Source organism: Pseudomonas sp. G5001, from assembly GCF_013385475.1.
Taxonomy (GTDB): domain Bacteria; phylum Pseudomonadota; class Gammaproteobacteria; order Pseudomonadales; family Pseudomonadaceae; genus Aquipseudomonas.
Genome location: NZ_JACAPZ010000017.1, coordinates 119,571 through 143,445 on the forward strand (window position 1 = coordinate 119,571; position 23,875 = coordinate 143,445).

Below are 23,875 nucleotides of genomic sequence, written 5' to 3' on the forward strand. Positions count from 1 at the left end.
AGCCCGGCAACGCACAGCGTCGTCGGGCTTGGCGACACACAGCTGACGCGGCTCAGGGACGGAAAATTACCTTGGCCGCGACTTCGCTGCGATCGGCATAGCGCTTGAACATCGCCGGCAATTCATCCAGCGGCAAGTCGTGGGTAATCATGAACTGCCACTGCAATTCACCGGAAGCCAGCTTGTCGATGGAGGCCGTCCACTCATCGCCCGGGAACGGTGCCGAGAACGAGTTCCAGGCGCCGTGCAGGGAGATTTCCTGGCGCAGGAAGTGCGAGAAGGTTGCGGTGCTGAGGGCCACGTCACTGGTGGGAATGCCGATAAACACCACATGCCCGCCAGCCTTGGTCAGTTGCACGGCCTGGTTGATCGAGCTGGGATGGCCTGCCGCTTCAATCACCAGTTGGCAACGGGGTAACTCGGCATCCGCCGCGCCGCTGAGCAGGGTGTGGGTGGCGCCGGCTTCGCGGGCCATGGCGAGTTTCTCTTCGGCGATGTCGATGGCGACGATGTCCTTGGCCCCCATGATCCGCAGCCACTGGATCGCAAACAGGCCGATCGGCCCGCAGCCTACCACTGCCCCGCTCTGCCCGGCCTTGAAGTCGGCTTTCCAGATCGCATGCAGGGCAATCGCCGCCGGGTCCACCAGGGACGCGGCAATCGGGTCCATGCCTTGGGGCACCTTGATCAGGTTGCTCAGGGGCACATTGACGTACTCGGCATACGCGCCGTCGCGGCGGCTGCCGAAGTAATCGTAGCGCTCCGAGCGGGACGGAAAGCCTCGGGCATATTGGTCGCTGCTGACGTCCGGGATCATCGGCGGCACTGTCACCAATTCGCCGATGGCATAGCCTTCGACACCGCTGCCGATCTCTTCGATAAAGCCTGCGAATTCATGGCCGCAAATCAGCGGCATCACATGGGCGCCCTTGCTCAGCATGCGCGGGATATCCGAGCCGCACACGCCGCAGGCGGCGACCCGAACCAGCGCGTGGCCGGCCTTGACCGCAGGTTTTGGAACATCTTCGACCCGGATATCGCCCGGTTGGTACATGACGGCAGCTTTCACAGTGAATTCCTCTGTTGAGTGACGAGTGCGTTCGACCAGGCACCTCCCGCAAGAGGTGCCCGCAAAAATCCATAGCGTGGCGGCGCAGATCCGTCAGAGCGCGCCGGGGCGGTATTCGCCGAAGGTAGAGTCATGCTTGACCTCGGCCACGTTGGCCTTGGTCACCACCTGGGTGCCGGCGTCGACAAAGTTCGGCACCGACTTGCCGGCCGCCAGGGCCCGCGCCGCCTCGATGGCGACCTCGCCCAGGTAGCGTGGGTCGTTGAGGGCGGTGGCCACGTATTGATCGCCGCTCTGGATGGCATTCAAGGCCTCGGACAAGCCGTCGATCCCGGCCACGAGGACGTCTTTCTTGCCGCTTTCGGTGAGCACTTGCAGCGCGCCCATGGCCATGTCGTCGTTATGCGCGATCACCGCCTTGAGGTCCGGGTGCGCTTGCAGCAAATCCTGCATTGCCGTGACTGCGTTGGCGCGCATGTACTCGCTGTAGGGGCCGTCGATGATCTTGAAGTCGGTGCCGGCCAAAGCGGTGTGGAAGCCCTTGCGGCGTTCTTTCATCACCGTACCGCCGGCGTCGCCCTGAATCTCGATGATCTTGCCCTTGGTCACACCGCGCTGCTTGAGCGCGGCGAGCAGCGCCTTGCCGGACAGCTCGCCCATCTCGGCATTGTTACGGCCAATGGTGGTGGCGACCGGGGCATTGATTGCGCGGTCGACGGCAATCACCGGCACCTTGGCGCGTTTGGCGGCGTCGAGGGCCGCGCCCACGGCGTCGGGGTTCACGGCATTGATGATGAGGATGTCGACCTTGCGGGTCAGCAGGTCCTGGATATCGTTGTTCTGCTTGCTGATATCGCCGTTGGCGTCGAGGAAGATCAGCTCGTCGCCGCCCTTGGCCGCTGCAGCCTTGGCGCCGTCGCGCAGTTGTACGTAGAAGGGAGATTGCAGGGTGACCTGGCTGAAACCGATCTTCAGATCCTTGGCCTGGGCGTTCAGCGCCAGCGCCGAGGCCGCGACAGCCAGTGCAAGGGCCAGCACATGAACAGGTTTACGGGCTATCTGGAGCATGGTGATTCCTATTTTTATTGTTGTCAGGATTCGGGCACGGCCTTCAGGGAGGCCGTGCTCACAAATGTGAACCGCGATCACATTTGAAAAACTATGCCTTGCTCCCGAGAGTGTCAAGGCCAATTTGTTAAATTCCGAACAAATGAAATAAAAATCACAATACTGTTTGAGTCAGATCAGCAGGATCGCCCCGCTGTCCCTGATCACCTGCTGCTGTGCCGCCTCGAGCCCGGGGTCGCTGATCACCCGCTGGAAGTCCGACAGCTCGGCAAAGTGTGCCGCACGTACTTCGTCGAACTTGCTGTGGTCGGCCACCAGCACGCAGGTCTGCGCCCGCGCCATGACCCGGCGCTTGACCTCCACTTCGTTGAGGTTGTAGCAGGTCACACCGTGGGCGGCGCTGACGCCGGCCGCGGAAATGAACGCCCACGCCACACGGATGCCATCCAGGATGCCCGCCTCGGCATGGCTCTCGAAGACCATGTTGCGCCGATGAAAGGTGCCACCGCAGAGGATGATGGTGCAGTGGGGCTTTTGCTGGAGCTTGAGCAATACGTTGAGGGAATTGCACAGCGCGGTGAACTCCAGGTCATCCGGCAACGCCTCGATTATGAACGGCGTGGTGGTGCCGCAATCGATAAACACCGTGTCGCCGGGGCGCACCAGGCTGGCGGCCAGCACGCCGATCTGACGCTTCTCGGCGACGTGGCGCTGGTCCTGTTCGGCGACCTGGTAATCGGGCTCCGGCGGCCCGCTGCGGGTTACGTGCCCGCCCAACAGGCGCAGGCCCTGGGGGCTGTCTGCCAGGTCGCGGCGCAGGGTCATTTCCGATACGCCCAGCAATGCGGCCATGTCACGCAAGTGAATCGCCGACTCGCCCTGCAAGGCCTTGTGCATGGCCCGAAATCTTTCGCTTTTCTTTGAATCCACTGCGTTCCAACCCTCGTTGAATGCGTGCCCTTGATCAGGACAGTCACAAATTCCATTTACAATGTTATTTATTTCACATTTAATGCATCCAACTTAACACAAACCGCCTTTTCCCAGCACCTCATCCTTACAGGACACTTGCCATGCCGACTGACCCGTTGCCGCTCGCGGCCTATATCGACCACACCCTGCTGGCCGCCGATGCTTCCCAGGCGAGCATTCGCCAACTGTGCGCCGAGGCCCGCGAGCATGGCTTCAAGTCCGTGTGCGTCAACAGCGCCAACGTGCCGCTGGCCGCCGAATGCCTGCGCGACTCCGCGCCGTTGGTCTGTGCCGTCGTCGGCTTCCCCCTGGGTGCGGGCTTGAGTGCGGCCAAGGCTTATGAGGCAAAGCTTGCGATCGAGGCCGGTGCAGGCGAGATCGACATGGTGCTGAACATCGGCTGGCTGAAGGATGGCCTGCTGGACCAGGTACGCGACGATATTGCCCAGGTGCTGGCGGCCTGCGGCGCGGTGCCGCTGAAAGTCATCCTCGAGACCGGGTTGCTGGATGACCAGCAGAAAACCCATGCCTGCAGCCTGTGCCGCGAGCTGAACGTGGCGTTCGTCAAGACCTCCACCGGTTTCGGCCATGGCGGCGCGACATTGGCGGATGTGCGCCTGATGCGCGGCGTGGTGGGGGCGCAGATAGGCGTGAAGGCGTCGGGCGGCGTGCGCGACCTGGCGACGGCCCAGGCGATGATCGAAGCCGGTGCTACGCGCCTGGGCAGCAGCTCCGGGATCGCCATCGTCAGCGGCGCAAAGGCGGCCGCGGGCGCCTACTGAGTTGAGTGCAGCGTTGGCGCCCTTTCACACCCCTTTCACAGTCGGGCGCCTATGGTCACCTCAGCTCCTGGTGAAAACCTTTAAGCCCGCGCTCCCCATCGCGGGCTTTTCTTTGCCCGGAATTTATCCGCAGGTCAGCTACAGCCGGCGTGGCGGTGAGCCGGCGCAGGCCACGCCCTCCAGGCAGAATACAAACGGGGCTACCACTTGAATTTCGCCTTTGAGCAGCATTGAGGGTGGAGGCGCAGGCACTGGCGACGCCGCCGGAACGAATCGCTCCACGGCGCTGACGAACAGATCCGAACCTGTATGGCTGATGACTTTGTGGCGTATCAGGTTGCCTTTGGCGTCGACCACGAATTCAACCCTGACCAGGCCGGTCAATCCTTGCAGGCGAGCTTCTTCGGGGTACGACTTGAAGTGATTGAGGTGAGTGAGCAACTGGTATTCCCATAAGCGTTGTTCTGCCAGTTGTTCCCGGGTGGGGCCGCTCGTGCAGGCACAAAGCAGTAAGACAAGTGCGATCCAGCTGTATTTCATAAACGCAGTTCCGTTGACGTTTGGTGTGCAAGGTGAGGCTAATCAAGGCTCGGTGCGTCAGCGTGTTATCCAGGTCGAACAGAATGGCCCGTGGGCACACGAATGCTTCTTGTGGAAAACCAAATCTGCCTCTCAGGCGGTGGTACTGACGATGGAACCGGTACCGCTTCCACCGTCGGAAGTCAGTGCCTGCAACAACGCCGAAGACGCAGACTGCAATGCAGCTGCCGTTGCGGCAATCTGCGCCTGGGCGGCAGCCACGGCGGCCGCTTTGGCGTCTGCGCTTTGATTGCTGGCCTGGGCCTTTTGCATGTTTTGCTGCTGCTCTTGAAGCTGCTTTTGCAACTCCGCAATCTGCTTTTTCAGCGCCTTGACGGTGTCGGACTCCTGCGACGTGGATGCCGCCTGGCCGCCACCTGCAGCGGGCGCACTTTTGGCACCCGTGTCCGGGTTGAGACTCAAGGTTCCAGAGTCTTCGGTCTTGGAGCTATCGCTGACGCTGGCCGGACTTGGGTTGGCGGGTACTGAAGCGAGACTGCTGACGTTCGTGATCATGTCAAATATCCAATTCCGGTATCGATGTTAATTGATCGGCGCTTAAGCTGATTACTTTAACCCGTTATCGACCCTACCGAACCTGGCGACAACAGCGGACCAATTCAGCGGCAAGGTCTCGAAAAGACGTTGACCAGGCTTCCATCCGGATCACGCAGCAATACCGAAGTGTTGCCCCATGGCATGACCGTCACCGGCATCACCACGTCAGCCCGACCGATACGCAGCAGGACGGCCTCCACATCGTCCACTTGAAACTCCAGGATCGCCGAACGGTTGCTGGCGGCGACTGCCAGTCCATCGTTGTGAAGGCGGACCAGGCGCTCATCGGCTATGGCCAGGACGACGCCGTCGAGGTGAATTTCAGCGAACCCGTCAGCCAGGTGCCTTGGCTCGACAGTCGAGAGGTTGTGATAGAACTGAACGAGCCGTTTAAAGTGGTTGGTAACGAGACGAACAGAAGAGAATTTCATCATTTGACCTGACAGGAGTGAGAGAACTCACCTTAATTCAAGCCCGCGTCAGTTCCTGACAGTAGTGTTGTTATCGGCGTTCCAAACGACAGCCTGTGCCACCACCACGTACTCGCCATTGAAGGTTGCCGCTGGCGAGCCGTAAAGCTGGTAACCCAGCGCAAGCGCTTCAGAGACCCGGTGACAGAAGGAGGCATCGTCCTTGCCTGTCAGGATCCGATAGGTAGGTAGGCCTTCAGGAGGGGAATTCTGCATGGGAGCACCTGCTGGAACAGTTAAGGAAAGCCACTTGGCGATCGGGTGACGCCGGCTTGTGCCCGATGATATCAGTCAATGATCACGTCGCGACCCTCGGCCTTCAAGCGCGCGAGATTGTCCTTCATCTGCTGCAACCGTTCAGGCGGATGCCCGTGCCATTTCGTGACCTCCGCCACGACGCGCAAAGGGTCAGTGGAGCGATAGGAAAGCGTGGGATTGCCGGGAAACTTCTTATCCGTCACGTTGGGGTCATCCATGATTGCCCCCGTTGGCTCCACAACATAAATCCGTTCCCGCCCACTGCCGAGCGCCAGCTCAGCCCCCCAGATGGCGGCATCCAGCGTGCCCGCAAAGTAAACCCAGGACAGTGCTTTACCTTCTGTAAAGTTGGACGGGTAGCCGACGCGGATCAGATCGCCGGGCTCCAGGTCGGCCCGGGTGCCGTGAAAGAACTGACGGATGAACATGCCAGCCGTATTTGACATGGGCTCGTTGCTCCGTGGATGAATGTTATGTTTGGATGCGAATGCCCCCATCGGCTGGGTTCCTCTATACCACCGCACCTCAGGAAACCGTTGTGACGAATCTGACCATACGACGCGCCAGTATCGACGACTTGCCTTTCATTGTTTTGCTGCTGGCAAATGACTCCCTGGGGGCTGTTCGAGAAGATAGCAGTCTTCCGCTTCAGAGTTCCTACACACGAGCGTTTGAGGCCATCGACGCAGACCCGAACCAGTTTCTTGCCGTCGCTGTGGCTGATGAAGAGGTGATCGGTACTCTCCAACTTTCTTTCATTCCGAATATTTCTCATCGGGGCGCATGGCGAGCTCAAATCGAAGCCGTCCGCGTGCACGAGCGAATGCGTGGGAGCGGATTGGGCCGGCAATTCTTCGAATGGTCGTTTGAGCAAGCACGTCAGCGCCACTGCCAACTGATCCAGCTTACCTGTGATCGTACGCGGCCAGATGCTCATAGGTTTTATGAGTCCCTGGGGTTCTTGCCAACCCACACAGGCTTCAAGATGAAGCTGTGACCATTGCCCGGCGTTTGATTGCCGGGCCAGAGGGCGGAGTCAAAGCAATACAGTAGCAAGCATGCCCAAGGCGCCGAGGACAAACCCGATGAGTGCGCCACGCCCTGGTGCTTCATGGAACAGCGCCCAGACCACCACGGGCTCAAGCAGCAACAGGGAGGTGACTGAGACCACGGTGACGACCCAGATATCACCGACCGCCACGTACCCCAGCCAATACGCACCCAACAGGCAAAGCCCGGCAAAACACATCAGCACAACGGGAAGGACGAACGCCTCCCATGAACCATGCCCTGTCTGGGCAAGCCTGGCGGTTACCACCTCGCTGTAGATTGCACAAAACTCCCCCACCACCATCAACCCTAGAGCAGAAACTCCGAGTAGTTCTTTGGACATATCAAAAACTCCTTCGTATTCAACGCAATATTTTTCAGCTCCCAGCGAGCAATGCCGCTGCCAAGGAGCGTGTTGCAGTGATACGAAGCAGCCTTGAACAGGCCTGAATTACCGAAGTGCTTTTCCATGCTCATGTCCTTCAAAGGGTGAGTCTCAGCGCCCGGAAAAGGGCGCTCGCTGCGATCATACGTTCCGACAGCCCGCCTGAACAACCTGCCCCCTCTCGGTCTGCCGCGAAGTGCTTCTGCAGGATCAGTGAGCGTTGAACCAGTCGGGGTGCACAACCGGAAAGTGCTTTTTCAGCCAATCCACAAATGCATTCACCTGGGGTGCAAGATGGGATCGGCTGGGGTAAAGCACGGAAACCAGGCGCGGTGTCGGACGAAGTGCGCCGAGTACTTCAACCAGTTCTCCACTGGCGAGGTACGCCCCGACGGTAATCCCCGGTGCTTGAATAATGCCGAAGCCTGCAACGCCGCATTGAACGTATGCGTTGGACTCGTTCACGGTGATACCGCCGCGTGGAGTGTGTGGATGGTCCTCGCCCGCCATCGAGAAGTGCCAAGGCAGCGGCCTGTTGTTTTGACCCGAAAGAAAGCCGACGCACCGGTGGCCGGCAAGGTCCGCCAGGGTTTCCGGTACCCCGTAGGCCTGGAGATAACTTGCAGATGCACAGGTCACCATGATTGCGCTGCCTATTTCCCTGGCTACCAGGCTGGAATCCGGGAGATCACCGATTCGCAATACGCAATCGATGCCTTCCGCCACCAGGTCTACCCTGCGGTCGGTCACGCCGAGTGCCAGTTCGATCTCGGGAAATGCCTCGGTAAATTGCCTGAGGCTTTCCATGAACCCGTGCTGGGAAAACGCTGTGGGAATATCAATCCGAAGCCGCCCACTCAGCGTCGAGCCACTGCGGTCGAACATGGAAGTGGTTTCTGCGATGGTGGCCAGAATCTCTTTGACACGCTCGTAAAATCGTTCGCCCTCAGCCGTCAGCTTGACTTTACGCGTCGTGCGCTGGAACAGGCGCACACCCAGGGACGCCTCCAGTTCCTGAATAGTGCGCGTGACATAGGGACGGCCGGTCTGCGTCGCCTCCGCGACTTTTGTGAAGCTGCCCAACTCCGCCAGCTTGGCAAATACCTGCATCGACTGTAGAAGCGCCATACGTCTGTCCCCGGGAAGCCGGTGAAGGGTTGATTGTTACTCTCCAGAATAACAATGCTGTTGGATTCTGCCCATTTATGCCGCGCTGCGAAACCTCAACAATGGCCCCAACAACAAGGAGGCACTTGCCTCCCCTGCCCATTCACCGTTGCTGGAGACAGAAAATGAAAGCGTGGCTTCTGAAAGATTTCGGTTTGGACAACCTGGTACAAGGGGACGCCGAGACCCCCGTCCCCAAGGCGGGAGAGCTGCTGGTAAAGGTGGGGGCCGTTTCGCTGAACTTCCGGGACAAGGCCATCGTCGATGGCATCTACGAGCCCCACAAGGTGCCCAAGCCATTGATTCCCGTCAGCGACGCGGCAGGCGTTGTCGTAGCAACAGGTGACGGTGTCAGCCGTTTCGCTATTGGCGACCGGGTCAACTCGCATCTCTACTCCCGCTGGCTGGACGGCATGCCTGGGCCGGATGAACCCGACTACTGCTTCGGCTCGCCTTTGCCCGGCGGCCTGGCGCAATACATGATCATCCATGAGGACAGCGCAGTACGTGTCCCCGACAACCTGTCGGATGAGGAAGCCGCGACTCTTCCGATTGCCGCATTGACGGCCTGGTACGCGCTGGTTGATTTCGGCCAGGTCGAGGCGGGCCAAACGGTGCTGGTTCAAGGTACCGGTGGGGTTTCGGTTTTCGCTGCGCAAATCGCAACCGCCCTCGGCGCCAAGGTTATTGTCACCTCCAGTCGGGATGAAAATCTGGAGGCTATGAAAAAACTGGGGGCGGTCGCCAGTGTGAACTATCGCACGCATCCTGGCTGGGCAGAGGAAGTCCTGAAACTCACCGATGGCAAGGGCGTGGACCTGCTCCTGGACGTCGCAGGCGGAGATGGCATCAATCAATCGATCGCCGCGACCAGGGTCGGTGGACGTATCGCCCAGATCGGATTCCTGACGGGCCAGACGTCTGCATTGAACCTGATGCCGATGATATTCCGGCAAACAACCATTCGCGGCATTGCCGTAGCGCCGCGCTCATCGTTCGACCGCATGAACGCGTTCCTGAGCGAGCACAGGATTCGCCCGGTAATCGACCGTGTGTACGCCTTCGATCAAGCGCGCCAGGCATACGAACACTTGGCCAGGGGCGCCTTTGGCAAAGTGGTCATCAAGGTCGGGTAAAGTCGACCGCCGGGCGTTTCACACAGGCAGGTGATTGCTGCGGGATTTGCCCAGGCGGTTCACGAATGACACCAATGGTCGTTCAAAGACCGGTTCCTGTTATTTATGGAGCAACGCAGGTTTGGTGTAGTCGAAAAGAGGCTTTGCGACTAAACCGGTATAGGGGACATCGCCAAATGAGCAAGGGTAGGCCCCCTACCCCCACGGTGGCCGAACACCCGGCGCACCCGGCACATTGAAGGACCGACGCCATGCAGAACCTCAAGATCGCGACATTCAATGTCAACGGCATAAAGACGCGACTGCCCAACCTTCTGCAGTGGCTGGAAAAGGAGCGCCCGGACATCGTCTGCCTGCAGGAACTGAAGGCGCAAGACAACGCGTTCCCCGCTGGAGAACTTGAGGCGGCGGGCTATGGCTCATTGCACCATGGCCAGGCATCCTGGAACGGAGTGGCAATCCTCGCGCGGGATTCCGAACCTCTTTTGATCCATAAGGGCCTGCCGGGAGCCAAGGACGACTCGCAGTCTCGATACCTGGAAGCGGCTGTCCATGGCGTGATTGTCGGATGCCTGTACCTGCCCAACGGCAACCCTCAACCCGGGCCAAAATTTGATTACAAGCTCGCGTGGTTCGAGCACCTGATCTCCCACGCTGCAACACTGCAGGCCAGCGAACATCCGGTGGTCCTGGCCGGTGACTACAACGTGGTGCCCACCGACCTGGACATCTACAACACCCGCTCATGGCTCAAGGATGCCCTCCTCCAGCCAGAAAGCCGTGAGTGCTTTCAAAGGCTGCTTTCCCAGGGCTGGATCGACTCGCTGAGGCAGCTGTACCCGGAAGAGCGGGTGTACACGTTTTGGGATTATTTCCGTCAGCATTGGCAGAAGAATTCCGGGCTGCGCATCGACCATCTGCTGCTCAACCCGGTACTCGCGCCGTACCTGAAAAACGTCGGCGTAGATGCATGGGTACGGGGTGAAGAGCATGCCAGTGATCATGCGCCGACGTGGATTGAGATCTCATCACGGCAAACCCGGTCAAGAAAGAAGCCAAAACGCAGTTGATCACAAGCCACGACGCAGACTATCGGCACGCGTGCCGGTCCCCGACTCACCCATCCCAAGGTGTGATCCGGGCTTACTGATGGGGCACGAATTTCGCGAGCATCAGCCAGCGACTTATGGCCTCAACGAGTTCGGTCTTGCACTCCACTGGCAGCCAATGCCCACCAGGCAGGCTCGCCACTGTGAGGTCTGCGCAGGCCGCGCGCATTGGATCGCCCAACTGATTGCCGTTGATGGTATTCATCGGGTCGTAATCACCGTTCACAAACAGGACGGGCATGGACAGGCGGCCGCCATTGGGTGCGCGATGGGCGTATTCGATGTTGGCATCGTCGTTCAGATACCACGCGCAGGGCGTGCGGAAACCATGCTCCTCGAACGTGCGCACCAGTGCCGCGAAGTCCGTCTCGGGCCAGAGCGCCGAGTCTGGTGGGGTCGGGGGAGCCCGGTGCGCTTCGCCAAACCGCCCGCCTTTGCGGGTCACTTCGGCATTGGAGGCGACCCTGGCGATGCTTGCAGGGTCGCCTCTTCGATAAATCGACGCCAGCGATGCTGCTTTGTCCGCGTCAAGATCAGCCACGGCGGACGCAAAATGCGTGTTGTAGTAGCGGTAATAGTCCCATTGGCCGTCTGGATACTGGTCGACCGGGTAAATCCCTCGGTCAACCAGCGGTATGAGCGTCGCCAGCGCGTTCGTGGAAGGAAAGTACGGAACCGAAACCAGCACAACGCCGCGGCTGCGCCAAGGTTCATGGGCGACCAGTTCACCGGCCACGACGCTGCCCCAATCGTGGCCCACCCAGATGGCGGGCGTTCCACCGAGATGGTCATGCAGCTCTGTCATGTCTGCAACGATGTTTTCAATCGTGTACGCATTGATCGCGGCCGGCGCCGAAGAGCCGCCATAGCCGCGCATATCGGGTGCGACGCAGTGCCAGCCTTGGGCAGCGAACGCTTCCATCTGTGCACGCCAGATCAAACCGAGTTCGGGCCAACCATGCAGGAACATCATCAATGCCCCATCGGCAGGTCCCGACTCCAGATAATGCGTTGTGTGACGGGGCGTACTGAAGACGCGCGAAGTCAGCTTGAAAGTGGACATAGGATCTCCTCATGTCATACCGGCGCGATGTTTCACTGTAGGTCACCTCGAGTGCGTGAGCACCACTGCCCGCGTATTTTCAGGTCGCGCTTATCCTGGGATCGGGAGCAAAAGAACTGAAGCAACCACACGTCAATCAACGTTGTAGAAAATTTGAATTAGCCAGTTGCCCGGCCGGTCAAGAATTATGAACGCAGTAAATCTGACGAGGTAACAGCAATGACTATCCAGGCAGAGACACTCGTACAACTGACCGAAGCCCTGCAAGAGCGAGGCATGCATCTGGTTTCAGATGTTCACTTCACCCGCGCGCCCTATCGGCAGAATCACCTCTGGGTCTGCACCGTAGCGTAACGATCCCTTATGATGCTTGCCTGCCAGAAGGTCGCCAACCGCGACAGATGGATCAATGCGAACACTCTTATGGATAAGCCCGATGCGGATCAACGTTCTGACAATTTCCCTGGCCACCTTGATGATGACCGGGTGTGCCAACCATGGCGCCAAGCCTTCGACGCACGCGCTGGCGACTCAAGATAACGTAGTTGGCATCTGGGCCATGGTTCCTCTGCGCAACGGAATTGCCAACGTGGTCGAATACAGCGCAGATGCCAAGGCCACCTTGCATCCATTCAACTGCGCTGAACCCGGGAAGCACCAGGAAAAAGAAGTGAGCGACTTCAAGGTGTCCGACGATGGAAAGGTCATCCATCTCAAATCACCTTCAGACAACTTCGACCTGAAGGTCCTGGCATTCGACCCGCAGACCATGACGCTGAGCATGGATGTTTCGGATACGAGCCTGACCTTCAACTACGTAAAAGTCAGTAACGTCGCACCGCTGTGTGCCCTTTATCCAAACGCCGCCGCTGAAGCTGCGCGCAAAACCCCTTTCAAGGCCAGTGATTTTGTAGCGGATCCCGGGATACCTGCCCACTCCGGTATGGAGCGATATATTGGCAAGTGGGCAAATGACAAAGGCGAGCTGGAGGTAGAAGTCATCATGGGTCCCAACGGCAGTGCCTACCTCTACATGGCTTCCAGCAAAAACTGGCACTTCCTGTACAACGAGGTGCATTGGGTAGGCGACGAACTGCATTTTGAAAGCTATGCCTATTCAGACCTTCCCTCTCTTTACAGCCACCCTTTCCATAAATCCAAGACCCACAGCATTCTTCAGCCGAGCGGCGACGGAGGATTACGTTATTCGATCTTTATCGATAAGCGCCGGTACGAATTTCTATTGAGCCGCGCGAAGAACTGAGGTTGAGGTAGCGCAGTACTGTTGCGATGACCGGGCGGTGCATCTGCAACGCAGAAGGCAAGGAAGCCTCGCAAACGAAGTGGATTGCGGACCTGTTGAACAATTGCCGACCGGAAACAAACAAGGGCTTGCATCAGCTTTCGCCCGCAAACCCTTGGTTTTAGATGGTGCCCGAAGCCGGAATCGAACCGGCACGCCCTTACGAGCGGGGGATTTTAAGTCCGAAAACTAATCCTTTAAATACATAGACATAGAAGCAATTCCTTTCCGCATCAGAGATAAAAATGACCCTCTACAGCCCAGCAAATTCAAGGGCCGGCATTTTTTTGCGGAAAGGAATTAACCCCTCCCCGGCGTCCTGCCGACCGAACACAAACCACCCAAAGAACGCCGACTGCTAAGCTGTTCACTTCACCAGAGGAACGCCGATGCCCAACTCAGACCTGCTCCCTTCCCTGCTCTCCAAGTTGTACGAAAACCAGTTGGCCCTCGAAGCCTCCATCATGGAGCTATCGAACTGGGTTGAGCAGCGCGGCTCAGCCGATGTAGCGGAGAACATCCGCGGTGCCCTGCACACCATCGACGAGAATGAAGAGTTCATCAAGCTGACCCTGGCCGTCCTCATGGCGCCCGACTGATCGTCGGGTAAACCTGCAGTTCGTCGCCTCAGGCCTTTCGCTTGTCCAAATCTCGAATACTGTACGCGCATACAGCATTCGGAAGTACGCCCCATGAACATCGATGAAGACACCTGCGAGTGGCTTGGCATCCCCACGCCTCTCGAAATGCATAAACAGCATGCCCGCCTACTGGAGAACGAGGTCCAGGAACTGAACCTCCAACTGCGTAAAGCGAGGGCGGACATCTTCGGCCTGGTCGCGATGCTGGCTGAAGCGCAGGCAAAGAAAGACGAATTCTCAGGATATCTAAGGCAGCGCGGCGCCGAAGCAGCGGTCATGCGTAAGCAGATCGACACCCTCACAACATCAGAAAGAGTCAACGTGCGCGAAGTGGAGAGGCTGCGCGGGATGCTGAACGACCTGATGTCCCGCCCGAAAACCATCGTCTAAGCTCAGGTTTCAGATTGAGGGCTTGGCCATGTGCGGAAGACTTTCCCAGTACAGCGGCATTCATGACTTCGTTGCAGCGCTGAGCATGCCAAATGCACTGGCGAACTCCGTGGGTGAGTTACCCCTGGAGCGGTACAACGTCGCCCCGACAACCCAAGTCGCCCTGCTCCACCTGCAGGGTGACCAGCTGCACGCCGACCTGGTGCGATGGGGATGGCGCCCGCACTGGGCCAAGGACCGCGCCGCGCCGATCAATGCCCGCGTCGAGAAGGTGGCCCACGGCCCGTTCTTCCGCACAATCTGGCCGCACCGGGCAATCACGCCCATCGACAACTGGTTTGAGTGGGTGGACGAAGGCGGACCGAAGAAGCAGCCCTACCTGATCCGCCGGCGGGACGGTGCACCCGTGCTGTGCGCCGCCATTGGCCAACTGCCCGACAGCGACGAAGGCCCTGGCGAGCATGACGGCTTCGTGATCATCACCGCCGACAGCGCCGGCGGAATGGTGGACATCCACGACCGGCGGCCCGTGGTGCTGACGCCGGACCTGGCTAGGGAATGGCTGGACCCGGCCACGCCCAAGGAGCGAGCAGAACAGATGGTGCTACACCAGGGCGAACCGGCCGAGGTTTTCGAGTGGTTCAAGGTCGATACTGCCGTGGGCAATGTGCGAAACAAAGGGCCGGCGTTGATACATAAAATAATGAATCAGTGAATGAGCTCTTTTGCCTTTTCAAGACACTCCGTCGCGCTATCCAGCGCCTCAGCAGCCTTGGCCGAATCCGCACTACCGTTCTCTGTGCGCTTTCCAGTAATCACGAACAGGATATCGACGCCGGATTTCGCGACCGACGCGAGGTAATCCGCCCGCGGAAAACGAATCCCACTCTCGTACCTTCCCTGAGCATTCACTTCCACTCCACCAATCGCACCAATGGCAGATTGGGACAATCCAAGTCTAAGGCGTTCAGATTTCAATCTTGCACCGATGCTCATGCCTGTATATCCAAATGGGTGTACTCATGGGAGCCATTGAATACAGAGCAAGTTCCCGCCTACAGTTTTCTTCATCTACCGAAAAACCACATGACGCCCACCACAGCAACGACCCACCCCAGCGTCAAAAGAAAAGAGAGCCCTGCCAGCTGCTTGTCCATAAGTGCCTGTCAGTTTTAATGGAGAATTGCCGTCCTGAGCATCCAAGCCAAAAGCGTAGCTCATCATCCTCAGTGCGCAATCGCCCTGACGTACGCCTGGCACGCCCGCAGCGCGATCACGGCATTATCCCCGGCGTCGGTGATGCCGATAACTCTTTGAACATGCGTTGGGTTAAGCTGGGTTAGCTTGCGTAGGAGCCTACGCTGGCGCAGGACAGCCGGCGACCCTTAGAGGTGCTGCATCCGCAATAATGACAGGAGCGGTTGCCGGATTTAACACACCAACGACAACCGCTCAGTCAATAGGACTTGCTATAGGTAGCGTATATGCGTCAGGTTTTTGCAGAAAGCATCGAGCTAGCTTGGTTTAACGACGGACTGTCTGGGATATCCATGGATATGAGCGAAAAAACGTTTCAACGGGGCTTAAAAGAGCTACTGGTTAAGCAGTTTCTAGCACCACGTTCCCCATCCACGCTCTGGTTCAATCCTGCTCTTTTTCCAGGACGACCGAGTAAAATTCATTACCGAATACCGTAGGAAAGCACTCGCGACTCCTCCACCCCGGTAGCAGTCACGATTGAAACCGAAGCAGAGATGTAATGGTAAGATTGAGGATTAACTACGTGATTGAACTACGGAAAAATATAGCCGCATTTATCTTATTATTAATGTTTTCGGCAAGTGCTTCAGCGCTAGACGCAAACATGAGATTAGAGAACATCAAATCTTTAGGCTTAAGTGTTGAAATACCAACGCAATTCACACCATTATCTGAAAAGCTAGCTGAAATTAAATATCCATCAAAAAGGAGACCTCAGGTTATTTACAGCAATGAAAGCGGCTCTGTATCTTTTGGCATATCAAAGTTAAAAAAACCGGAACTAGTTGGAATTGATGAAATCAAAGATAATATTTTAATCGCCATGAAAAACTTAGCACCTCAAGCTTCACAGATCGAGGCTGGGGGCAATAAGGCATGGCTTATAACATTTACATCGAAGGGGCTCGATGCTGACATATTGAATATGCAGCTATATATGCTATCAGATAATAATTTGATAATTGCAACATTTAATATGACTGAGAGCAATGTCAACGAATATCAGTCTCTTGGTAAAAAAACACTTACCTCAATAAAACTGAATGGATAAACAGTGCAAGGCTCGCTCCGCTTTGTGCACGAAACAGGAGTCTTGGCTGGACTTGCAGGGACGTTCTGCGGGGAAGGTGGCCGGGTGGATGTTGACGCATCCTGCCCGGCCGCTCCTTTTACTTCGGTGTAGAAACCTCTTTTAGGTAGGCCTGACAGGCTCGCAGGGCGATCAATCCTTGGTCTCCGGCATCGGTGATGGCGATAATTCTTTGAGCATGCGCTGGGTCAAGTTGGGCTCGACGGGCTGCATGAACCACGCCGACGGCGCCGGGGGCGGCAGGCACGTCGCAGCCACCGGCTGAATCCGTGGCGTCGAGAAGGACTGACAGCCGCACATCAGCAGTAGCAAGGCGGTCACGCAGCAGAGCCTGGTTGCGCTGGGCATCGGATAATTCCTTGGTGTGTTGTTGATCGGCAGCGGCCAGTTGCTGCTCGGTGGCAAGGCGCTTGTCCTGCTCGGCGCGGGCCTGGGCGGTAGCGGCATTGCCGATCGCGTCAAGGTCCGTCTGGAACTGTCCCGCCTGCTTTGCCAGCTTCCCGTCATACCGCCATTCCTGCACCTGCCAGGCAGCGCCGAAGCTCACGGCCATAGCCAGCAGGATCAGCGCCGCCAGGCTGGCCAACTTCTGCACCGGCGTCATGCCAGCACCTTCAGCGCCACTTTGTACAAAGCCTGGCGATCCTCCAGGCCGTTGATGCCGCCATTGATACGACGGGTGATCTTCAGGAAATCGCTCTGGTCCGCCAGAGTGTTCAGCCCGCGGGAGGACCAGAACCAGGCTGCCGACATTGCCGCGTACTGCGGCTGCTCGAGCAGTTCCGGCTTATTGATCAGGTCCAGGCTCAACGCATCGCCGCACGCCGCATAGTTCGCCCGACCGGTGATCTGGATCAGGCCGCGGCCACGGTATTTGAAGCCATCGCCATTGACCTTGTTGCCCAGATCGGAGCGCCCTTCGTAGCCGGCCTGCTGCGGCGTGGGGCCCCACAACTCTTTCAGCCAGCGGAACTGCCCCGACTCATGCCCGATCTGGGCGATGAAGGCAGCGATGCGCAGGCACGTGACAATTCCGTACTTGGCCATGGCCGTATTCAGCACAGGAACAAAAACGCCGGCTTGTCGGCCGGCGTTCGGGAGGATCTGTAGCAACTGCTGCTCTGTGATCGGCATGCTTTTCTCCAGGCAATAAAAAACCCGCTCAGGGCGGGCGGTGTAGAACGTCGGTAGTTACGCAGGCGCGACAGGCCACTCAATGGCATCTGGGCACTGCGGTTGCTCAATAACCCGACTCAGCGCTACTCGGTATTTCTTCCAGGACTTGAGCGTCGCGAGGTCTGCGTCCGTGGCTTCGTCAACATCCACGGCGTCCTGAAGTGGCGCGATCGCATAGTCAGCGACGGCACGCAACCGCGCGATCTCTGCCAGGGCACTTTCCCACAGCGCATCACCAGGTGTAGTTGGTTCAAGTAACGCCGCGGTCGGGAGTGACTCCACGGCCACATGCAAAGTGATGCTGTGCACCAAGTCGGCGGGCTCACCATCCTTGGCCACGCTGACAGCCAGCACGCCCTCGTTGTAACCGATGTCTACCGAACAAGCCGCGTCGACCTGGTTCAGCACGTAGCCCCAGCCTTCTGGCGGCGGGACCATTCCAAGCGTGCCGTGCACCAGGTACTGTCCCGGGCCCGGGTGCTCGGTCGTAATGGTGTTGACGCCCAAAGACGTGACATCAATGACGGCGCCGTCGGCGCCTAAAATGTTTACTGCTGCACGAGTGGTCATTTAGATAGCCTTCAGTGTGCCGTCGGCGGCGCGGGTCGTGTTTTGGGTGTGGTACAGCTCTGCCCAGGCCGTCCAGTTGCTGGCGGCCCGGATCCTGAAAAACATCCTGTTCGCCGTAAGCGCCGTCCACATCTGATTTGCGTAAGCCCCGTTAGGGTGCTGGTTGTGAATGCCATGCCCCTGTCCATCTGAGGTGCCCTGGCCTATCGGAACTCCAGTCGTGGCTGCTGTCGTGTTAAAAAACTTGGTCACGTTCAGGGTGCTCAGGCTGCCCGCCTCCGTGAGGCTTGAACCACCCAGCCCGTAGTCGCCAGCCGCCAATGCGCCGAGAATCGCCCGGGCAGCAGGGGCTGTTGTCGCCCCTGTACCGCCCTTCGCCACCGGCACAATGTTTTCCGTCGAGACCGCGCCCAGGCCGGCCAGGGTGGCGCCCCATTGGTTGACGATCTGCCGGAGTTGATCGGCGGAGTCCTTCACGTAGCCCTGCATCGGAGCCAGGGCGTACGTACCCGCGGAGACTGTCGCCCCCAGGTAGTTCGGCGAGATAGTCAGCACGGTGTTGCTGGCGATGTTGGTCACCTCATACCAGCGCCCATCGGGCCCAGTCCATGCATCACCTACGCGCCCGTTGGCACTGAACGACGTGCCTGTGCCAGTGACCGTATTTGAATTCAATGTAACTGCAACTGTGCCGGCTCTATACCAAGGCATGTTTTTCTCCGGGCAAAAAAATGCCCGCACGAGGCGGGCTCTATATGAAGTAAGACCTACGCTTGGCTACGTGCAAAAACGGCAGGCAAGTACAGGGTGCTCATTGCTGTTGCGCCAATGGTGATCGCCCATAACCGGTTACCAGGGAAATCCCACCAACAATAAAGGCTGACATCTCGTGTTTGTGCTCCAGCCATATCCATGCCGAGGTTGTTAATCAGCATGTAGTCGGGCGAAGAAAAATCAAACGGGACGCTGAAATAAACCATCGGCAATCCCTGAGAGTCGGTGCCAGACGTTACGTATGACCAAGACTGATAGGATTTCGTGAATACGGCGACGGGGCTACCCGCGTCAAAAATCAGACTTTCATTCCCATCAAACAGCTGGGCTCCATATCCAGAACTGGGGCTCACCTTAAATGCGGCCACAAAGTAGTTGCCATTTGGCTGTGCGGTAGCATTGTTGTAGGCCCTCACGTAGAAGCCCGTCCAGTTACCAGGTGACCCCGTAATCAGGACCCTGCAAAGGCCAGCGACGGCCGCAACACGATCGGGCTTTACGAAAACCAAAGGCGGCTCCTGAGTGGTTACTGGTTTATCGAAATATGTCATCGACCCCATTCCAGACTCTTGGGTTGGAACAAAGCGCCCTTTCGACAGAACCACAATACGAGCAAACTCCGAATCAACCGTTACTACATCCGAATTATTGATGAACTCAAACCCGTAGGACATCACCTAAACCTCGAGACGATAAGTCGTTGAGTTCCGAATGCATAAAGGCCATTAACAGCCGTTCGGTGACCCCGCCAAACTCGCACTGAGCCATCCAACATCTCTGGCTCAAATTGAACTTGGTGCAATTGATTGCCTGCGTTGTACGCAGCGACAGGCACGATTACCGCAAAACTGTTTGCCGGCGTGCAGCCAGGAACACTAAATGACTGAGTCGAAGCTCCCCCGCCGCTGGCGAAGGTAACAAGGGTGGATAGCACCACCCTCATCGTGAATGACGCAGGCCCAAGCAGCTGGACCTCGTTTTCGTCCCACGTTCCCAGGCCATATTCGTCCATTAAGACAGTCTCCCGAATTTCCCGCGACGCCTCTCGTTTCCGTCGTACACAGCCAGCCCAGTGCTATCAAGCAGAGTTGAACCGCCAGCACCTTCACCACGGAGCGTGAATGTCCCTGCCTTCACGTTGATCTCCAGCAGTGGCCGGCCCTTGGAATCGACAGTCTCAGAACGCAGCGTCATGCCCAGCACAATTTCCTGAATAAACGCCCTACTGATCAGCGCGGTGTCGATAACCACCTGCCCGTCCTGCACCACAAACGGAGTCACGAACCCGCCACCGGCCAGGGTGTTCACCACGGCAAACCTGTCAGCGCTCACCAGGAACTGGCTCTGCAACAAGCCATCGGCGTTCTGCTCGATACCCAGGCCGATACCGGCGGCGACATACTGACCGTTGGCATTGACCTGCATTTTGACTGCCCACATCGTAGACAGCTTGCCGGCGGTGTCAGCCTGGGCCCTGGCCGTGACCTGGATCGCGGCCTTGTTCTTCACCTCGCTGATAGCGCTGGCCAGGTCTCCCTCGTCGGTACCGTCCCGCCCGCCGCCAACAACAGCTTGAAGCGTGGTGGACTGTGAGGCGACGGCCTTGTTGGTGTCAGCCAGGGAATCGGTAACCGTTTGAACGGCTGCCGAGTTCTCTGCAACCTTGGCCTGTGTCGTATCGATTCTTTGGCCGAGCGCGGTGTCCGCATTCGCCCGGGCGGTTGCCTCCTCGCTGATCGCCGCGCCGTTATTGCCGACGGTGACCCCCACCTGATCGATGCGAGTCCCAAGAGCGCTATCGGCATCAGCCCTTGTCGATGCCTCACCGCCAATCGCAGCAGTGTTGCCGTCGACACTGCTTTTCAACTGATCCAGTCGTGTCGCCGAAGCAAGGGTTTCAGTGGCCACCACCTGCTCGAGCGAGGTAAGCCCGGCCCTGTTCTGCCCTACCGCCGCATCCAGCGACGTGGTGCGCTCAACCAGCGCTCGGTTGTCCGAGGCCTGAACCTTGACCTGCTCAGCGAACTTGGCGGTGGCATCCCAGCCTTTCAGGGCGTCCGCCAGGTCGCCCTCCCCGCTGTCCTCCCTCCAGCTCGCCTGGAGCGATTGCAGGGCGGAGGCCTGTGCCGTGACCTTGCCGTCCACGGTGTCGATGGACGCCTTGTTCTGCTGGATCTGCAGCGCCATGGCCTGGGTTGTCTCGGCAATGGTGCCGATATCGAACCAGTACTGGGCATTGGGAGGCTTAGTGTTTTTCGGTACCGGCGCGATGGCTTGGTACAGATGCTGGCCCTGCCGCACTACGTCGCCGGCGGCATAGGTTTTGGTCGGAACGTAGACCAGAGCGTCCGTGATCTGATCGATCAGGTCTTCCAGTTCCTGCTTGGCCTGCTCCAAGCGATCGTTCACAGACCCCGGACCGTCGCCGGAGATCAACTCGATCTCCTTGACCAACTCCTGAGCCAGTTCGGTTTTACCAATCTGGCCGGCAATCAAGTCCAGGATAGGGCCGGCCTGCGAACTGGCCTGGCCAATCACACCGTTCACCACCGGATAGAACGGCCCAATGTTTCCGGTCCGGTCCACCAGGCGCGCCCAGAAGAAGAACCGAGCGCCCGCCAACAGTGATTGCATGCGGTAGTCGGCCTGCGGATACGCCAGGTCGGCCAGCTTGGTAGCGGCTCCAAGATTGTTTGCAGGGCCATACCACAACTCGGTGCGCTGGGTATCCTCGGCGCCTGGTGGGAAGCCCAACTTGATGCCGATGCCGAACAGTTCGCTGGTGGTGGTCAGGGACGACACTGCCGGCGGCAGGCCGACCTTCCCTTTCAGGTTGGTCAGGTTGGAGCTTTTCCAGATCGACGATATCTCGAAGGCGCTCACCGAGCGGACCCGGGCCAAATAGGCGCCCGAGTAGATTCCGGTGACGTCAACACTGGTCGAACCTGTCCGCTGCACCTTGATCCAGTTGCCGCTTTCCTTGCGCCACTCCACGTCATAGGCGACCGCACCGCTCACCGCAGGCCACGAGATGTTCATGGTGCTGATGGCAATGCCCTGATTCACGGCGTAGCTCGACGTCAGCGTGACGCTGGCCGGTGCTGGAACTACGGTGATCGGGATGACGCTGATCGGCCGTTCTTCCAGCCGGGCGCCGGTGTCGATGTGCGCAAACTTGCTCGGGTCGTACTGCACAGCCGAGATTTCGAACACGCCAGGCTCTGGCCGGGAAACGCTGGTCACCCGGTACAGTGGGATGGCCAGGTCGTCAGCGTCGAGCGCCCACACCAGTTCGCGCTCAGGCGGCACGGAGTACGCCGTGGTGACCGTGACCTGGCGGCCGCTGACCAGTTGCACGGTGCGCCCCTCGCACTTGCCGTCGGGCAGGTTGAGGATCAGCCGGTCACCGGGCTTGGCCTGGGTGTCGCGGTCCAGGGTGATGACTTTGCCATTTACGGCTGAGATGCGCCCGCCCACGGGCCGACCGGCCAGCAGTTCGTCAGCGATCGGAACGACGTAGCCAGGCAGAGGGATACGTCCGTCCAGGCCGACACGAAACGTTACCGCCCGGTCCTTGGAGTTGGTGAGCAACGCCCACTTGCCGCGGCGCTGCGCCTCCGATTCACGGTCACAGCCAATCGCACTGATTTCCAGCGGGTTGTCACCGTACCGACGCTGCAGCTTCTGGTCAGTGACAGAAGTGACGTCGGTGTCGTAGTTATTCAACGGGTTGTCGTAGCTGACCAGAGCCCGGCTGTAGCGGGTACGCTCCGATGCGCTCGAGTAGGTGAACTTGCCATCGATGACGTTCGCCCTGGTGTAGGCGAAGTCGAAGTCAGTGGCGCGCGGCATATCCGACAGGGTGAACACCTGGCCTTGGGCCCAGTAGGTCATCCCCCGGTAGATCGCCGAGATGTCACGCAGCAACGACCAGGCATCAGCCTTGCTCTGTAGGTTCAGGTTGCAGATGAAGCGCGGCTCCTGGCCGCCCTTGCCGTCCGGCACCAACTGGTCGCAGTACTGCGAGATGCGATAAAGCTCCCACTTGTCGACCATCCAAGGCTTGATGCGACGGCCCAAGCCAAAGCGGTCGACGGTAGTGATTCCGTAGGTCGCCCAGACTGGATTGTTGGTGTAAGCCTCTTTCAGCGTCCCATCCCAGATACCGCTGTATGTCCGCGAAACGGGGTCGTAGTTACTGGGGACCTGCCATTTACGAGCCTTGCAGGCGACTGTTACCGCAGGAATGCTGCGGAACTGCTCGGCCGAAAACTCGATGTAGAGCAGCGCGGTGTTTGGGTACCGCAACTTGGCGTCGATCACCTCCGTAAAGCCGGCGATCTGCATCGTGTCGGAGATTTTGTTGTTGTTCTGGTTGATCGTCAGGCGCGTGATGCGCATCAGCCAGCCAGAAGTAGCCTTCGGCAAATCGATTCGGCGGGTGCGCTCGTACACGCTGGTGGTCTTACCGTCGACAGCTTCGCTCAGCACCTGCTGGTAAGCGCCGCCGTCGGTTGCCAGTTCGACCTTGTATTCAATCCGGTACCCGTTGATGTTGCCGCCGGCATCTACAGACTGGAGCGCCGGCCAGGCGAAGCGCACGCGCACGGCGGAAAGCTGGGTGTTGCTGATGGACTTAACCCATGGCGTGCCGCTGCGCAACTCAGTGCCAATCGTGGTTTCGTTCTCAATCGACGGGATGCCCTGGATATAGGTCTGGTCCACCGCACCGGTGCGCCATTCCCACTTCACGTTCGGGAAGTTCATGTTGCCCTGAGGGTCTTGCAGCGGGGTGTTGTCGAGGTAGATGTCGCGCGCCGTAGGCGTGCCTTCGAATTCACCCTCACCGATAGCGATGAGCATCTTGGCAATAGCGACCGAGCGCAGACTGTCCGGGGCTTCCGTTGGCGTTTTTGGTTTGTCTTCGCCGCCCTTGGCGCCGTGGATATCAATCTTGAGTGCTGCGCCCATGCTTTTCTCCAGGCAATAAAAAACCGCCTCATGG

The 23,875-nt window shown here is 58.6% G+C and carries 29 protein-coding genes and 1 pseudogene; 10 read left to right on the forward strand and 20 right to left on the reverse strand.

Going from position 1 to position 23,875, the window contains the following annotated elements; translation table 11 throughout:
- Window positions 1-52: 52 nt before the first annotated feature.
- The 3 genes from HX805_RS15505 to deoR all read right to left on the reverse strand — a co-directional run bounded on the left by HX805_RS15505 (window position 53) and on the right by deoR (window position 3,067).
- Entirely contained in the window at window positions 53-1,069 is a 1,017-nt protein-coding gene (locus HX805_RS15505) for a galactitol-1-phosphate 5-dehydrogenase (RefSeq protein WP_023658808.1), read from the reverse strand.
- Window positions 1,070-1,162: 93 nt separating this feature from the next.
- The gene (locus tag HX805_RS15510; protein ID WP_003207745.1) at window positions 1,163-2,137 is read right to left on the reverse strand and encodes a substrate-binding domain-containing protein; all 975 of its coding nucleotides are present in this window, start codon (window positions 2,135-2,137) and stop codon (window positions 1,163-1,165) included.
- A gap of 171 nt (window positions 2,138-2,308) precedes the next feature.
- Complete coding sequence (deoR, locus tag HX805_RS15515) at window positions 2,309-3,067, reverse strand: DNA-binding transcriptional repressor DeoR (protein WP_008435058.1); 759 nt, start codon at window positions 3,065-3,067, stop codon at window positions 2,309-2,311.
- Window positions 3,068-3,210: 143 nt separating this feature from the next.
- Here deoR and deoC point away from each other — a divergent pair, with 143 nt between their 5' ends.
- Entirely contained in the window at window positions 3,211-3,891 is a 681-nt protein-coding gene (deoC, locus tag HX805_RS15520) for a deoxyribose-phosphate aldolase (protein ID WP_177117017.1), read from the forward strand.
- Between the two features lie 138 nt (window positions 3,892-4,029).
- Here deoC and HX805_RS15525 read toward each other — a convergent pair whose 3' ends face one another.
- The 5 genes from HX805_RS15525 to arr form a co-directional block, all read right to left on the reverse strand.
- Entirely contained in the window at window positions 4,030-4,431 is a 402-nt protein-coding gene (locus HX805_RS15525) for a TonB family protein (RefSeq protein WP_003207740.1), read from the reverse strand.
- A 132-nt stretch (window positions 4,432-4,563) separates the two neighbouring features.
- Entirely contained in the window at window positions 4,564-4,986 is a 423-nt protein-coding gene (locus HX805_RS15530; protein WP_003207738.1) for a hypothetical protein, read from the reverse strand.
- Between the two features lie 104 nt (window positions 4,987-5,090).
- Complete coding sequence (locus HX805_RS15535) at window positions 5,091-5,459, reverse strand: VOC family protein (RefSeq protein WP_177039932.1); 369 nt, start codon at window positions 5,457-5,459, stop codon at window positions 5,091-5,093.
- 48 nt (window positions 5,460-5,507) lie between these two features.
- Entirely contained in the window at window positions 5,508-5,714 is a 207-nt protein-coding gene (locus tag HX805_RS15540) for a DUF1737 domain-containing protein (RefSeq protein WP_008435062.1), read from the reverse strand.
- 71 nt (window positions 5,715-5,785) lie between these two features.
- Window positions 5,786-6,202: an NAD(+)--rifampin ADP-ribosyltransferase gene (gene arr / locus HX805_RS15545; protein WP_023658807.1), complete on the reverse strand. Its 417-nt coding sequence runs from the start codon at window positions 6,200-6,202 to the stop codon at window positions 5,786-5,788.
- A gap of 92 nt (window positions 6,203-6,294) precedes the next feature.
- On the opposite strand from arr, the gene HX805_RS15550 reads away from it, so the two are divergent.
- Window positions 6,295-6,753 (forward strand): GNAT family N-acetyltransferase, encoded by a 459-nt coding sequence (locus HX805_RS15550; protein WP_177035504.1) that lies wholly within the window; start codon window positions 6,295-6,297, stop codon window positions 6,751-6,753.
- 39 nt (window positions 6,754-6,792) lie between these two features.
- Here HX805_RS15550 and HX805_RS15555 read toward each other — a convergent pair whose 3' ends face one another.
- The 3 genes from HX805_RS15555 to HX805_RS15565 all read right to left on the reverse strand — a co-directional run bounded on the left by HX805_RS15555 (window position 6,793) and on the right by HX805_RS15565 (window position 8,301).
- Window positions 6,793-7,110, reverse strand: coding sequence for a hypothetical protein (locus HX805_RS15555; RefSeq protein ID WP_032899360.1), 318 nt, complete (start codon window positions 7,108-7,110; stop codon window positions 6,793-6,795).
- Window positions 7,111-7,115: 5 nt separating this feature from the next.
- Entirely contained in the window at window positions 7,116-7,277 is a 162-nt protein-coding gene (locus HX805_RS15560; protein WP_166742167.1) for a hypothetical protein, read from the reverse strand.
- A gap of 124 nt (window positions 7,278-7,401) precedes the next feature.
- A complete protein-coding gene (locus tag HX805_RS15565) occupies window positions 7,402-8,301 on the reverse strand; it encodes a LysR family transcriptional regulator (protein ID WP_102370266.1) in 900 nt (299 codons plus the stop codon).
- A 182-nt stretch (window positions 8,302-8,483) separates the two neighbouring features.
- Between HX805_RS15565 and HX805_RS15570 the strand changes: the two genes are divergently transcribed.
- Together HX805_RS15570 and xth are read left to right on the forward strand one after the other, a co-directional pair.
- A complete protein-coding gene (locus HX805_RS15570) occupies window positions 8,484-9,494 on the forward strand; it encodes an NAD(P)-dependent alcohol dehydrogenase (RefSeq protein ID WP_102368990.1) in 1,011 nt (336 codons plus the stop codon).
- 251 nt (window positions 9,495-9,745) lie between these two features.
- Window positions 9,746-10,564 carry an exodeoxyribonuclease III gene (xth, locus tag HX805_RS15575; RefSeq protein ID WP_003207724.1) on the forward strand — a complete coding sequence of 273 codons (819 nt, stop codon included), beginning with the start codon at window positions 9,746-9,748 and terminating at the stop codon, window positions 10,562-10,564.
- Window positions 10,565-10,637: 73 nt separating this feature from the next.
- On the opposite strand, the gene HX805_RS15580 is transcribed toward xth, so the two are convergent.
- Entirely contained in the window at window positions 10,638-11,666 is a 1,029-nt protein-coding gene (locus HX805_RS15580; protein WP_177117018.1) for an alpha/beta fold hydrolase, read from the reverse strand.
- A 219-nt stretch (window positions 11,667-11,885) separates the two neighbouring features.
- On the opposite strand from HX805_RS15580, the gene HX805_RS32355 reads away from it, so the two are divergent.
- The 5 genes from HX805_RS32355 (at window position 11,886) to HX805_RS15600 (ending at window position 14,715) form a co-directional block, all read left to right on the forward strand.
- Complete coding sequence (locus HX805_RS32355) at window positions 11,886-12,020, forward strand: hypothetical protein (protein ID WP_023658805.1); 135 nt, start codon at window positions 11,886-11,888, stop codon at window positions 12,018-12,020.
- Window positions 12,021-12,102: 82 nt separating this feature from the next.
- Window positions 12,103-12,930, forward strand: a complete 828-nt coding sequence (locus HX805_RS15585; RefSeq protein ID WP_087693924.1) for a hypothetical protein — start codon at window positions 12,103-12,105, stop codon at window positions 12,928-12,930.
- A gap of 428 nt (window positions 12,931-13,358) precedes the next feature.
- Window positions 13,359-13,568 carry a hypothetical protein gene (locus HX805_RS15590; protein WP_134326553.1) on the forward strand — a complete coding sequence of 70 codons (210 nt, stop codon included), beginning with the start codon at window positions 13,359-13,361 and terminating at the stop codon, window positions 13,566-13,568.
- Between the two features lie 93 nt (window positions 13,569-13,661).
- Window positions 13,662-14,000 (forward strand): hypothetical protein, encoded by a 339-nt coding sequence (locus tag HX805_RS15595; RefSeq protein ID WP_177028272.1) that lies wholly within the window; start codon window positions 13,662-13,664, stop codon window positions 13,998-14,000.
- 28 nt (window positions 14,001-14,028) lie between these two features.
- A complete protein-coding gene (locus HX805_RS15600) occupies window positions 14,029-14,715 on the forward strand; it encodes an SOS response-associated peptidase (protein ID WP_177117019.1) in 687 nt (228 codons plus the stop codon).
- Here the strand turns inward: HX805_RS15600 and HX805_RS15605 are convergent.
- Both HX805_RS15605 and HX805_RS32360 read right to left on the reverse strand, forming a co-directional pair.
- Window positions 14,709-14,996, reverse strand: a complete 288-nt coding sequence (locus HX805_RS15605) for a helix-turn-helix domain-containing protein (protein ID WP_008431807.1) — start codon at window positions 14,994-14,996, stop codon at window positions 14,709-14,711. The genes HX805_RS15600 and HX805_RS15605 overlap by 7 nt on opposite strands.
- 230 nt (window positions 14,997-15,226) lie before the next feature.
- A pseudogene (locus HX805_RS32360) lies at window positions 15,227-15,337 on the reverse strand (lysis protein); the annotation flags it as partial.
- A gap of 446 nt (window positions 15,338-15,783) precedes the next feature.
- On the opposite strand from HX805_RS32360, the gene HX805_RS15610 reads away from it, so the two are divergent.
- Complete coding sequence (locus tag HX805_RS15610; protein ID WP_177023111.1) at window positions 15,784-16,311, forward strand: hypothetical protein; 528 nt, start codon at window positions 15,784-15,786, stop codon at window positions 16,309-16,311.
- Window positions 16,312-16,429: 118 nt separating this feature from the next.
- Here HX805_RS15610 and HX805_RS15615 read toward each other — a convergent pair whose 3' ends face one another.
- The 6 genes from HX805_RS15615 to HX805_RS15640 form a co-directional block, all read right to left on the reverse strand.
- The gene (locus HX805_RS15615) at window positions 16,430-16,954 is read right to left on the reverse strand and encodes a lysis system i-spanin subunit Rz (protein WP_177040405.1); all 525 of its coding nucleotides are present in this window, start codon (window positions 16,952-16,954) and stop codon (window positions 16,430-16,432) included.
- A complete protein-coding gene (locus HX805_RS15620; protein WP_177117020.1) occupies window positions 16,951-17,484 on the reverse strand; it encodes a glycoside hydrolase family 19 protein in 534 nt (177 codons plus the stop codon). Before HX805_RS15620 ends, HX805_RS15615 begins: the two co-directional genes overlap by 4 nt.
- Window positions 17,485-17,541: 57 nt before the next feature.
- Window positions 17,542-18,096, reverse strand: a complete 555-nt coding sequence (locus HX805_RS15625) for a tail fiber assembly protein (RefSeq protein WP_177117021.1) — start codon at window positions 18,094-18,096, stop codon at window positions 17,542-17,544.
- Window positions 18,097-18,675: a pyocin knob domain-containing protein gene (locus HX805_RS15630; RefSeq protein ID WP_177117022.1), complete on the reverse strand. Its 579-nt coding sequence runs from the start codon at window positions 18,673-18,675 to the stop codon at window positions 18,097-18,099.
- A gap of 188 nt (window positions 18,676-18,863) precedes the next feature.
- On the reverse strand, window positions 18,864-19,544 hold the full coding sequence (locus HX805_RS15635; protein ID WP_177117023.1) for a hypothetical protein: 681 nt from the start codon (window positions 19,542-19,544) through the stop codon (window positions 18,864-18,866).
- A 337-nt stretch (window positions 19,545-19,881) separates the two neighbouring features.
- Window positions 19,882-23,841, reverse strand: coding sequence for a phage tail protein (locus tag HX805_RS15640; RefSeq protein WP_177117024.1), 3,960 nt, complete (start codon window positions 23,839-23,841; stop codon window positions 19,882-19,884).
- Window positions 23,842-23,875 lie beyond the last annotated feature (34 nt).